The sequence below is a fragment of the Abiotrophia sp. genome (assembly GCF_057275535.1).
The window spans coordinates 59968-72782 of the sequence record NZ_DBHIRJ010000001.1 but is presented as its reverse complement, the minus strand read 5'-3'; the positions used below and the strand labels follow the sequence as shown (position 1 = coordinate 72782).

Annotated in this window: 12 protein-coding genes; all 12 read left to right on the top strand. The window is 45.3% G+C overall.

Annotated elements, in window-relative coordinates; all coding sequences use genetic code 11:
• Positions 1-41 precede the first annotated feature (41 nt).
• The 12 genes from ACO53F_RS00350 to priA all read left to right on the top strand — a co-directional run bounded on the left by ACO53F_RS00350 (position 42) and on the right by priA (position 12811).
• The gene (locus tag ACO53F_RS00350) at positions 42-1340 is read left to right on the top strand and encodes a M16 family metallopeptidase (protein WP_485136884.1); all 1299 of its coding nucleotides are present in this window, start codon (positions 42-44) and stop codon (positions 1338-1340) included.
• Positions 1321-2613: an EF-P 5-aminopentanol modification-associated protein YfmH gene (yfmH, locus tag ACO53F_RS00345; RefSeq protein WP_485136883.1), complete on the top strand. Its 1293-nt coding sequence runs from the start codon at positions 1321-1323 to the stop codon at positions 2611-2613. Before ACO53F_RS00350 ends, yfmH begins: the two co-directional genes overlap by 20 nt.
• Positions 2614-2755: 142 nt before the next feature.
• Positions 2756-3793, top strand: a complete 1038-nt coding sequence (locus tag ACO53F_RS00340; RefSeq protein ID WP_485136882.1) for a RodZ domain-containing protein — start codon at positions 2756-2758, stop codon at positions 3791-3793.
• Between the two features lie 26 nt (positions 3794-3819).
• Positions 3820-4401 (top strand): CDP-diacylglycerol--glycerol-3-phosphate 3-phosphatidyltransferase, encoded by a 582-nt coding sequence (pgsA, locus tag ACO53F_RS00335; protein WP_485136881.1) that lies wholly within the window; start codon positions 3820-3822, stop codon positions 4399-4401.
• Positions 4402-4671: 270 nt separating this feature from the next.
• Positions 4672-5079, top strand: coding sequence for a hypothetical protein (locus ACO53F_RS00330; RefSeq protein ID WP_485136880.1), 408 nt, complete (start codon positions 4672-4674; stop codon positions 5077-5079).
• Between the two features lie 21 nt (positions 5080-5100).
• Positions 5101-5784, top strand: coding sequence for a hypothetical protein (locus tag ACO53F_RS00325; protein ID WP_485136879.1), 684 nt, complete (start codon positions 5101-5103; stop codon positions 5782-5784).
• Between the two features lie 179 nt (positions 5785-5963).
• Positions 5964-6668: a response regulator transcription factor gene (locus ACO53F_RS00320; RefSeq protein WP_023390788.1), complete on the top strand. Its 705-nt coding sequence runs from the start codon at positions 5964-5966 to the stop codon at positions 6666-6668.
• Positions 6669-6670: 2 nt separating this feature from the next.
• Entirely contained in the window at positions 6671-8146 is a 1476-nt protein-coding gene (locus tag ACO53F_RS00315; RefSeq protein ID WP_485136878.1) for a sensor histidine kinase, read from the top strand.
• Between the two features lie 153 nt (positions 8147-8299).
• Entirely contained in the window at positions 8300-9271 is a 972-nt protein-coding gene (gene yidC, locus ACO53F_RS00310) for a membrane protein insertase YidC (RefSeq protein WP_485136877.1), read from the top strand.
• Positions 9272-9473: 202 nt separating this feature from the next.
• The gene (gmk, locus tag ACO53F_RS00305; protein ID WP_023390785.1) at positions 9474-10109 is read left to right on the top strand and encodes a guanylate kinase; all 636 of its coding nucleotides are present in this window, start codon (positions 9474-9476) and stop codon (positions 10107-10109) included.
• 2 nt (positions 10110-10111) lie between these two features.
• Positions 10112-10309 carry a DNA-directed RNA polymerase subunit omega gene (gene rpoZ, locus ACO53F_RS00300; RefSeq protein ID WP_023390784.1) on the top strand — a complete coding sequence of 66 codons (198 nt, stop codon included), beginning with the start codon at positions 10112-10114 and terminating at the stop codon, positions 10307-10309.
• A gap of 96 nt (positions 10310-10405) precedes the next feature.
• On the top strand, positions 10406-12811 hold the full coding sequence (gene priA, locus ACO53F_RS00295; protein WP_485136876.1) for a primosomal protein N': 2406 nt from the start codon (positions 10406-10408) through the stop codon (positions 12809-12811).
• Positions 12812-12815: the final 4 nt, after the last annotated feature.

Below are 12815 nucleotides of genomic sequence, written 5' to 3'. Positions count from 1 at the left end.
GGCTGGCATGGGGCTTTTTTCCTAATGAAGGAGAGAAAGCCATGCAAGAATGGCAAGCTGGCATCCACTATCAGGCGGTTGCCTCCACTAAATATAAAACCAACCAAGTCATTATAAAGGCTATCTTACCTTATCAAGCTGAGCGGGCGGCGGCCTGGTCCTTGCTGGCTCGTATGATGGAAGACGGGAGTGATCGTATTCCAAGTAAGGCGGCCTTGGAAGGAATTTTGGCCCAACTCTATGGTGCCTCTCTATCAGTAGGGGTCCAACGTAAGGGGCATTTTCTAGAATTTGTTATGGCAAGCCAAAGTGTTCGGCCAAGTCTTGTTCAGATGCCTGACTTAATGCCAGCTTGGCTAAACTTAATGGGTCAGTTATTGTTTGAACAGGAGTCGCTGGCCCTAGCCACGCCTCAAGCCCAGGCTCGGTTTGAACGGGAGCAGGCCTTTCAGCTGCAACGGATTGAGCGTATGGGGGATGACAAACGGCGCCTAGTTGTTCAGAAGCTCTATCAAGAGCTTTATCGGGAGAACCCTGACAATGCCTTGGCCAATCTAGGAGATGAGGCCAGAGTCCGAGCCCTGACCCTAGCTGACCTGGCTAAGGCTCATAGGGAAATATGCCAGGAAGCCCAATTCTATCTTGTCAGCAATGGTGATTTGACCGATAGTGATTTGATTAAGTGGCTAGAGAGCTGGTCACTAAAGGGCCGCCAGGCTGACTGGGATTATGGTGATAACTATCTGGCCTTAGATAAGCCTTTGTCAACTGATAATCTAGGGCAATTGATTGAGGAAAAGGTTCAGGGCCAGCAAGCTAATTTGGCTATGGCTTTTGCCTTTCCGCCGGCCAAGAGCCTTAAGGAACGTATTATACTACAAGTGGCCAATGGGATTTTTGGTTACCTACCGGTTTCGCGTCTTTTTACAGAAATTCGGGAGAAGCAGAGTTTGGCCTATGCCATTCATTCTGGCCTAGATTTTCATCGCTCTTTTGCCTTGGTTCGAGCAGGCATTAGCCCCGATAAGGTGGGGCATGTTTATGAGGAAGTCCAAGCTCAGTTGGCTGACTTAATACTGAGCTTGGAAGAAGGGGAGTACTTAGAGGAAGTGAAACTGACCCTCTTGAGTGCCGATGTACAGTCGCGAGACTATCAACATTTGGAGACTGATAAGATGATTGCCCAGGATTTGTATCCTGACTTCGATTTGTCGACAGACTACTTTGAATCTGTGGTGAGAGCCCTCAAGGCGGAAGAGGTCATTGCTTGCTTAGGCAAATGGCGTTTGGTGGGGGCCTATGCCCTAGTAGGAGGTAAAGATGAAAGAACACTATCATAAAGTTTTGGATGAAACCTTCTTTGAAAAGGTGCTAGCTAATGGTTTAACCGTTCGCTTGGTACCTAAACCAGGTTACCACCGCAGTTACGGAATTCTGACGACACACTATGGTTCAGTGGATCAAGTGGTGCGACACAAGCAAACGGGAGAAGAAAAGACCATTCCTGCGGGAGCTGCCCATTTCTTAGAACACAAGATGTTTGAAGGCCAAGGAGGGCTAGATGCTTTTGCGCTCTTTATGAAGCAGGGGGCTATGGCCAATGCTTTCACCCACTACTTTCAGACTTCCTATCTATTCTCTGCTTCCTATTATATTGAACGCAATGTCGAAACCTTACTTGATTTTGTGCAGACGCCTTATTTCACACCAGAAGGCATCGAGAAGGAAAAGGGCATTATCACGCAAGAGCTCTATATGTATCAGGACGATCCTCTCGGGGTCTCCTATCAAGCTCTCAATCAAGCCCTTTATCCCGACCATCCTTTAGGCGTAGATATCCTGGGAACGGAAGAAAGTATTAAGGCCACCACTTATGAAGACCTACGCTTGGCTTATGATACCTTCTACCATCCAAGCAATATGAATTTGATTGTAGTAGGGAACTTTGACCCACAAGCTTTACTAGCTGTCATTGAGGCTAATCAAGCCCGCAAAACATTTGAGCCACCTCGCTATCAAAGGGTAGTAGAAGAGGTGACAGCTCCCGTTCTGCCTAAAACTCAGCTTGAGCGGGAAATCAGTCAGCCAATTATCGAGTTGGCTTGGCGCTTTTCACCACAAAAATTATCGGGCATAGAATTGATTCGCCAACGTATTATTGGGGAAGTCTTTTTCGAATTACTAATGGGACCTATGTCGTCAGCCTATGCTAGCTGGTACCAGCAACAGTGGGTAGATACCAATTTCTACCAGTCTTATCATTTAGACCACAGGATGCACCATTTGGCTATTCATGCCCAGAGTCATCATACATCAGACTTGATTGCTGCAATCAAGGAGCTCTTGGCTAGCTGGCAACATAACCCGGATTTGACTGAGGAGCAGTTGAAACAAGTGGTGACAGGGCGCATTGGTGATTTCTTACAGCACCTAAATTCCTTGGAATTCATTGCTTATGAACTGATTGAAGCCGTGATGGATAGTTACGAACTAGCTGATATCCTGACTTGCCTTCAGGAAATCAAACTATCAGACCTTCAGGAATTTGGTCATCAAGTGCTCTCAGGAGCCTCAGAGGCAGTTGAGGTCCTAGTTAATCCCATAAGTGAATAAGCCGAGGGGTCAAGTCCTTAGTGGGACTTGACCTCTTGATTTTCTAGCAGAAGTTTTATAAGTTTTGGAGAAAAAGATTAACTCCCCTAGTCAGAATATGATATAATACTTCTTGAATGTAGAAAGAAAAGGATGAACGGCGATGAGTGAATTAGGAACAAAATTACGCGATGCCCGCATTGAAAAAGGCTATACCTTAAATACCTTACAACAAATGACAAAAATCCAAAAAAAATACCTTGTGGCCATTGAAGAAGGACGCTTCGAAGAAATTCCTGGTAACTTCTATACTAGAGCTTTTGTAAAACAATATGCTGACATGGTTGGCCTAGATGGGGATAGTTTACTCTTAGATTATCAAAGTGAGCTTGAAGCGGTGGAACATGGCTTATCTCAATATGAAGAGCAGGAGACAGAAGCTATGCCAAGTCGTTTGAATCGTAATCAAGCCCAATCCGAACAATCCCTTTTAGACCGTTACGCTAAGCACCTACCGGTATTAATGTTGGCCGGTGTCTTCATTCTAGTCATGGCCTTTATTACTTGGACCATCTACTCCGTATCCCAACGTGAGCGCCAACAACAAGCCAATAGTTCTAGCGCGACAAGCTTGGTATCATCAGTAGAACCAAGTTCGGCAGCTCAACATGCAGCTAGCAGCAGTAGCGAGACTTCTTCTCAAGCTAAGATTGACGGCGCTGAATTCTTTGGCGATGTTCAAGCTAAGCGCGTTTCTGGTGAAGGAGAAGAGACCACTTACGAACTTTATGCCCCAATGTCTAGTTACAAGTTTACAGTCAAAGGTAAAAACTATGTCTGGGTTGGGGTTTACGAAGATGAGGAAATCACCATGGATACGACGGTAACTGAAGGTGAAACCTTAGATATTAAGGTCAAAGGTCAAACCCGTAGTGTCCGCATACGCTTGGGATACCCTGAAGGGGCCGAGATTCAGGTGAATGGTAAGACTGTGAAAATCGCCAACGACTATATCACAGATTCCATTGTCTTCCGCCTACATGCCGACCAGCCAACTGGCTCAAGAACTAATGAAGCTAATCAAGGCGCTGAAAATCAACAAGGCCAAAACCAAAATCAAGCCCAAGGTCAAGGCTCTTATCAAGGTCCAGCCGTTCTAGATCCAAATCGCCAACAGAACAACGATAATAATGGGCAGTAAGGCCCTAATCAAGAGGGAGGATAGTCATGAATATCGCCAATAAGTTAACGCTCTTGCGCATGCTGATGATTCCGGTCTTTATTCTTTTGGTCTTAAATCCTTCGGCTGATCAAGTTGTGTGGTTAGGGACCGCCATTCCTATTAATCAAGTCTGGGCTGCCTTGGTTTTTGCTCTAGCAAGCTTTACGGACTTTTTGGATGGCTACCTAGCTCGTAAATATCATTTGGTAACCTCTTTTGGGGCATTCTTCGATCCTATGGCTGATAAATTGTTAGTCATGGCGGCACTGATTTTACTAGTTCAATTAGGCTCGGTACCGGGATGGGTGGTTTTCATCATTCTAGCTAGAGAATTGATGGTGACAGGCTTAAGAGTATTGATTGCCCAATCCAATGGTAAGGTCATGGCAGCAGCCATGCCAGGAAAAATCAAAACGACAACTCAAATGCTGGCCATTATCTGCTTCTTATTGCAAGATATGGGACGGTCTGTCTGGGGCTTCTCCCTGGCTAATCTCTTGCTTTATGTCTGCCTCTTCTTCACCATTTACTCGGGTTTGGAATATTTTTATCATGCCCGCTATGTCTTCTCTGATGGACTCAAATAAAGCCGAAAGTAAAAATTAAAAGCCTGAATCTTAGATTTAGGCTTTTTAGTTTGCTTTTTTAGGCTAGTTTTAAGATATAACAGGAGAAGGAGGGGAGATAGGAAGCGAAATAGGTTAATTTTATACAAAATTAGTTAGGTTCATATGTCCGATTTTTAATTATGGTTGCCTACAACATGCCTGTAACATATTTGTTATCCGCCAACCCTTGTAAGTTTCTGTGACTTTGATAGAATAGGAATGAAGTAACTATCGAAAGGAAGGTGTCGTATGCAACTCTGGATTTTAGTATGTATTTTACTGGTTGTAGCCATCGTCTTATTTGCCTTATCCATTTATGTCAAGGATGACAACGTTCAGGATCAATTGGACGAATTTACAGCTCAACAATCACAAGAATTCTATGCCATGAAGACGCGCTTAGCTGAGCTTGAAAAAGCAGCTCGCGAGCAAGAAGTTGTCAAAGTTGAGGCGCCTGCGCAAACAGGCAACCACTATGTGGAAGCTGAAGCAGAACCAGCTTTGGAAGTTAATCTTGACGATGTGTCAGATTTAACTCGCGAAGAAGTAATCCGTCTCTACTCACAAGGTTACACCATGCATGAGATTTCTCACCATGTAGCCTTATCTCAAGAAATTATCCAATCCATCGTTGACGATTACATTGAGAACCGTTAACAGACGACAAGGAGGAATAGTATGAAATTATCGCGTAACACCTTACGCTCACTAGCTGTCGGCGTCTTGGCCTCAGCAGTGGTTACGGCTGCTTTTGCCCTATCTCAAGGTCAATTGCCTGTCCAAGGTGTCAATGGGACTAACGTCTTGAACGGCGGGACAACGACAGCCAACGCTGATCAACAAGCGCGTCTTGATGCTTTATCAAGCGAAAAAGCTGCTTTGGAATCAACCCAAAACACCTTGAACGCTTCCTTAGCTTCACTCAAAGAACAAGCTTCACGTCAAAGCAGTGAATTAGAAGCCTTAAAGAGTCATTCAACTTCTTCTTCAAGTGCAAGTAATGAATCTTCAAGCACATCAAGTGAAGGTTCAAGCTCAAGCTCTAATGAAGCAAGCCAAGCAGATGCGACAGAAGCTGGCCAGGAAGAAACCAATAATACCGAAACTGCAGGGCCTAGAAATGGGCAATGGACTACAGAAGGTGGTAACTTCACTGTTAACCCAGGGGACACATCCGAAGATGTTGCTCAAAACTTGTATGATGCTGGGATTATCAGCTCACCAGATGTCTTCTTGGAAGTGGTAGATCAATGGGATCTATCCACACTCCTGATTGCAGGGACCTATGAGTTGAATTCTGGTATGAATGTTAATACAATCGCAGAAATTTTAACCAACGGGGCCTACTATTGGCAACCATAGGAATGATGAGGTGGAGATGCATTCTCCATCTCTTTTTTTATGGAATTTAGGGAAAATAGCCAGAATGGTCTAAAAAAGTGGCAAAATCATGAGAATAATCGGCATCAAGACTAGAATTTTTTCTCATAATTGTGTAAAATAGGGAAGAGAGTATCTAAATTGCATTAGGAGGCGATTAAATGGAAGATACAAAAAAACACCGCGTATTAATTATTGAGGATGAAAAAAACCTCGCGCGCTTTGTTGACTTAGAACTTCAGCATGAAGGCTATGAAACGGCCATCTGTCATGACGGACGAAAGGGTTTGGAGACTGCCCTTAATCAGGAATGGGATGTTATCCTATTAGATTTAATGTTACCTGAATTGAACGGTCTAGAAGTCTGCCGTCGAATTCGTCCCATTAAGGACACCCCTATTATTATCATGACGGCGCGTGATTCCGTTATTGACCGCGTATCTGGTCTAGACCAAGGGGCAGATGACTACATTGTTAAGCCATTTGCCATTGAGGAATTATTGGCGCGCTTGCGGGCACTCTTCCGTCGCATTGACCATAACAAGGAAGAGAAGAATCAATCCCAGCAGTCATCCGTTAAATACCGCAACTTGGTTATTGAGAAGAAGGGCAGAATCGTTAAACGTGATGATCAAGTCATTGATTTAACTAAGCGTGAGTACGAACTCTTGCTCTACTTGATGGAAAACCTCAATACGGTTATGTCTCGTGAAGTCCTACTAGACAAGGTATGGGGCTACAAGACAGAAGTCGAAACCAATGTAGTGGATGTCTACATTCGTTATCTCCGCAACAAAATTGATGTTCCTGGCAAGGATTCTTATATCCAGACCGTTCGCGGGACAGGCTATGTCATGAGAACCTAGTCATGAGATTACCGAGTTTCCAGCTTAAACAGCCACTTTCGCTTAAATGGAAGTGGAGTATCTTATTATTTTTAGTCTTTAATCTTATTGGGGTTGCCAGTTTAATGGGATACCGGCACTTGAGTCAAGAACAAGCCCTTGCTGCCATTAAGGCTAATGGTCAGATGCGCTTGGATCAAACGCAGTCTGTGCTCAAGGCAGCCAAATTAGATATTGATCGACTGGGGACCAATGCAGAGAATGCAAAGGCTGATGACTTGTCACTTTTAGCGGCTTTGGAAAATCCTGAAACTAGTTTGCGCCTCTATAATAGTGCCAATCAATTAGTTTATGAGACACGTCGTCTGGATGTGCCGACTGTGGCAGCATCGCCTCAAGTGGATATCTATCCTTATAAGAAACAACTTTTAGTCATAGGAACGGTTAGTTTGCCAGGAAGGGATGGGGCGACCGGGGGAACCCTGCAATATATCTATCGTCCCCTTCAATATCAGGACTGGTTAGCTAAGCAACAGCAACTAAGTAATTGGGTCTTGGTCGCCATTTTATTGTTATCCCTTGTCTTTGCCTATGGTTTAGCGCGTTATCTTTTACTTCCTTTGGAGTATCTTAATAATACGCTGGACTTGGTGGAAGAAGAGAGTTTGTCAACCATCCGGATTCGCAAACCGCGCAGTAATGACGAGTGGAGTGATTTGAACATTCATATCAATCGCCTCCTGGACAAAATTGATGGCTATGTTCAAAATCAAAAGCAATTTGTGGAAGACGTCTCTCACGAATTGCGGACGCCAGTCGCCATTGTAGAAGGCCATTTGCAAATGCTTAATCGTTGGGGTAAAGACGATCCCGAGATTCTAGCTGAGTCCATTGATGCCTCCTTACAAGAGATAACCCGCATGAAAGACCTAGTCCAAATGATGTTAGACTTGTCGCGGGCAGATCATGCTGAAGTTGACTACAAGGATGAAATGACCGAAATTTATACCACAACGCGCCAGGTCTTCAATAACTTTGTTATGCTCTACCCTAATTTCCGTTTTTATCTGGACTCGGAAGGGGAGGACAAGGAACTTTATGTCAAAATCTATCGCAATCACTTTGAGCAGATTTTGATTATTCTCCTGGATAACGCGGTCAAGTATAGTACCGATCGCCAAGAAATCCATATCGCGGTCAGTGCTTCCTTCACGACGGTCGAAATCGCCATTCAAGATTTCGGTGAGGGTATGAGCCAGGAAGACAAGCAAAAAGTCTTCGGACGCTTCTACCGGGTGGATAAGGCACGTTCCCGCCAGAAAGGTGGGAATGGCTTAGGCCTTAGCATCGCCAAGCAATTGGTGGATAGTTATAAGGGCCGAATCTATGTGGAGAGTGTGCTCCACCATGGTTCCATCTTCTATGTAGAATTCCCAATTTTGCTGGACAAGGCAGAAATTGAGAAGAACAAGAAGAAGGTTTTGACCAAAAATTTATAAGCCTAGAGAGGATGGGAAGCTTCCCATCCTTTTATTTGTTTGAATTAAGACGCGTCATCCCTCGGGCTAGAGGATGATTTTACCTTGACTAGACGAAAATACTTGAAAAAGAGAGCGTATTTTTATATAGTTAGAAGGTGAAAACTTTCGGAAATGAGTGAAGTAATTTTGAAAAAACAACGTAACTGGCAATTGATGGCCCTCTTGGTCGTCGTTGTATTGATTGCATCAGGCTGTGTGTCCTATGATGCTAATGGTCAACCTTATGGGGCGGTCTATGAATATCTGGGTAAACCAGCCGCTGCCTTCCTAGACTTCTTAGCGGGCTTCTTATTCAATAGCTATGGTTTAGCTATTATCATTGTGACCTTGCTAACACGGGTCTTCATGTTGCCATCCTCCCTGAAGATGACGCGTGATACCATGATTAGCCAGGCGCGTATGAAGGTGGCCCAACCAGAAATCAACGAGATTCAAGAAGAAATCAATGCAAGTAAAGATCAAGCAGAGCGTGCTCGCTTGCAACAAGAGTTGATGGGTGTCTACAAGAAATACAACATCAACATGCTAGGTGGTTTATCTGGCTGCTTGCCACTGCTCTTACAAATGCCAGTCATCTCGGCCGTTTATGCCGCGATTCGGACTTCGCAAGCTATTCAAAACTCTACCTTCTTAGGTATCCAGTTAGGGCAACGTTCAACCCTAATTGTGATTCTGGTGGTTGCTGTCTCTGTTCTTCAAAGCTGGCTCATGCAAAAACAAATGCCAAGCACACCAGGTAATGAGAAGGCCGGTCAAACAAGTCAAGTCATGTTCTGGATGAACCCAATCCTCTTTGGTTGGATGACTTGGACAACAGATGCTGGTTTAGGTCTCTACTTCTTGGCAGGGGCAGTCTTCATGATTGGGCAACAGCTCTACACTAACCATGTAGTCAAACCAAAGATTCAAGAAATCATTGACCAAGATATGGCTAAGGTAGAGGTAACGCCACGTCGTCCGCGTAAGGATGTAACTGCCCAAGCAACTAAGGAAGCTAACCGTAACCGTCTCGTGCCAACTAAGGAAAGCGTTGGGGCTGCAGGCTCAAAACGCCGAAATGCGGGTAAACAACAAGGTCGCTAATTTTAATAGGAGAGGCTGAGAAATCTCAGCCTCTTTTACTTTTGCCAGAAGGTAGGGTGGCCTCAAAAAGTCTTGATCAATATGAGCGCAAATGGCCAAAAAAGTCCCTAAAAATAGGGTTTGAAACTTTTCTATTGGGGGCTTTTGTGGTAAAATAAAACTATTGATTTACTGCAAGTAATGGAAGGTATGGAGGTTCGAAATGTCAGCAAGTCGTGGGTTACTCATTGTCTTATCTGGCCCGTCCGGAGTAGGAAAAGGGACAGTGCGGGCAGCAGTCTTTGCCAATAATCAGTTTCAGTATGTATACTCAGTGTCAGCCACTACGCGCGCTCAGCGCCCAGGGGAAGTTGATGGCAAGGATTATTATTTTGTAAGTCGCGAAGAGTTCGAGACCATGATTCAAAATGAGGACCTACTAGAATATGCTGAATATGTGGGCAACTATTACGGTACACCAATTCAGAAAATTGAAGAAAACCTAGCGGCTGGTCACGATGTCTTCTTGGAAATTGAAGTTCAAGGTGCCATGAAGGTTAAGGAGCGTATGCCAGAAGGAATCTTCATCTTCTTAGCACCACCTAACTTGGAAGAGCTAGAATCCCGGATTACAGGTCGGGGTACAGATGCCGCGCATGTCATCCAAGAGCGCATGGCGACAGCCAAGGAAGAAATCGAATTGATGCAGCATTATGACTATGTCGTAGTTAACGACCAAGTCCAACATGCAGTCGACAAGATTAATGCCATTATTCAATCAGAACATCTCAAGGTCGAACGTGTAGTGGATCAAATCCGACACGACATGGAAACTTATTACGAAAAGGAGCGGATTTAGCCATGATGTTATACCCATCAATTGATAAATTATTAGAGAAAGTACCTTCCAAATACAGCTTGATTATTTTAGCTAGCAAACGATCACACGATTTGCAAGTCTACCAGAACCCACAACTAGACAAGTATGAGTCAGTTAAGGCCGTAGGTAAGTCACTCGAAGAAGTCATTGACGGCAAATTATATATCAAAGAAGACTAGTCAAGAAACTACTATGAGGACGTGTGTATGCAGTTCATATCATAGTAGTTTTTTCTACCAATTCCCCTGAATTCATTCGGAGAAAGGAGCCTGCCCATGTTTGTCAAGGTGATTGTCGATATTCCGGCTGCCCAAGTCAATCGACCCTTTGATTACCAAGTCCCTGAGGCCTATCAGGATAGTCTACAACTCGGCATGCGGGTACAAGTTCCTTTCGGCAATCGTCAATTGCTTGGCTTTGTGGTGGGCATTCACCATACCAGTGACTTCAAGGGGACACTCAAGCCCATTACAGCAGTCCTAGACTATGAATCCTTTATTAACGAGGAGTTACTAGACTTGAGTGAGCATCTGGCCCAGACCTTACAAGCCTTCCGCATTAATGTCTTGCAAGCCATGTTGCCTGCCATGCTCAAAGTCAAATACCAGAATATCTTTCTGATTCATCAGCCCCAAGCTCTCAGCGACTATCGGGTACCAAGTGACTGGCTCAATCAGAGCCAACTTGATAAGGACCAGGTAGAGGCGCATTTAAGTCGTAATCAAATCAAGCAATTACTGGACCAGGGCGCCCTAGAATTGGTCTATCAGGTCCAAGACCAGACCACCACTAAGACCCAGACCATGATTGAGCTGGCTATGCCGGCTGAGGCAATCCAACAGGTCATCCAAGAGCTACCCGCTAGAAGTCAGAAAGTAGCTCAGCTCTTGACCTATCTCTTGGAATCGGGTCAGCCCCAGTGGGAACAACAAGCCCTCTTGGCAGCTAGCCAAGTCAGCGCTAGCAGCCTTAAGACAGCTCTCAAACATGGTTATATCAAGTCCCAAAAAATTAGTGTCTATCGAGACCCCTTGGCTCATCTGGAGGTCGAGCAGAGTCATAGTCGCACCTTGACTGCGGCTCAGGAGGAGGTCTATGAGCAGGTTGCCCAGGCACTAGAAGCACATCAGGACCAGACCTTCTTACTAGAAGGTGTCACTGGTAGTGGTAAGACCGAAGTCTATTTGCAACTGATGGCCAAGGCCAGCCAAATGGGCCGGGGCGCTATTCTACTAGTTCCTGAAATTGCCTTAACCCCGCAAATGGTACGTCAGGTTAAGAGTCGCTTTCAAACTGGGGTGGCGGTCCTGCACTCAGGTTTGACAAACTCTCAGAAATACGATGAGTGGCGCCGCATTATTCGGGGCCAAGCCACCATTGTCGTGGGGGCCCGGTCTTCGATTTTTGCGCCTATTCGTGATCTAGGTCTAGTCATCATTGACGAAGAACATGAGACGACCTACAAGCAATCAGATACGCCACGCTATCATGCCAGAGAAGTGGCCATCTGGCGCTGTCACTATCATCAGGCACCGCTGCTTCTAGGATCTGCGACCCCTTCGCTAGAGTCTCGCTCGCGCGCCCAGGTAGGGCGTTACCAACATCTGCGCCTGCCTGAACGTGTTAACGGACGGCCTTTGCCGCCAGTTACCCTGGTGGATATGACCAAGGAAATGGTCCAACATACCACGGACGAATTATCTTCTGTCCTCAAGGACAAGATTGCTGACCGTCTAGCTAAGGGGCAACAGATTGTGCTCTTACTTAATCGGCGGGGCTACGCCTCTTATATGCTCTGTCGGGAATGTGGCCAAGTCATTCAATGCCCACGTTGCGATATTTCCTTAACCTATCACAAGCATGAGCATCGGCTCAAATGTCATTACTGTGACTACCAAAGCCCAGTACCTGACCGCTGTCCTAACTGCCATAGTGACTATCTCAGAACTTTTGGCTTAGGAACGCAGAAGATTGAGGAATTACTCAATCAGCATTTTCCTGACGCGCGTGTCATCCGCATGGATATGGATACCACACGCAAGAAGGGCCAACACGAAGCCCTCTTGGATAGCTTCCGTCGCCATGAAGCGGATATTCTCCTAGGAACTCAAATGATTGCCAAGGGTCTGGACTTTGAGAACGTGACCCTAGTCGGCGTAATCAATGCCGATACGGCCCTCAACCTACCGGATTTCCGGGCAGGGGAGAAGACCTTCCAACTCTTGACCCAAGTAGCTGGTCGAACAGGTCGGGGACGTTTCGAGGGTGAGGTCCTGATTCAAACCTATAATCCAGACCACTATGTTATGCAATTGGCCCAGCAACATGATTATGAATCCTTCTTCTACTATGAGATGAAGCGGCGTCATTTAGGCCATTATCCGCCTTATTTCTATACCACTTTAATTACCATTTCTAGCAAATACCAGGCCAAGGCCCAAGCTATGAGCCACCAAGTTAAGCAAGCCCTCTTGGCAAGTGGGGCAGCGATTGAGATTCTTGGTCCCAGCCAGGGCGCTATTGCTCGGATTAATGAACGCTATTATTTCCAACTCTTACTCAAGTACAAGGATGGTCAAGTCATCAAGGAAAGCCTCGGGGCCATCTTGGACCAATCTCAGCTTGAAGCCAAGCAGGGGATTTATATCACCATTGACCACGAGCCACTCTTTTTCAACTAGTGAG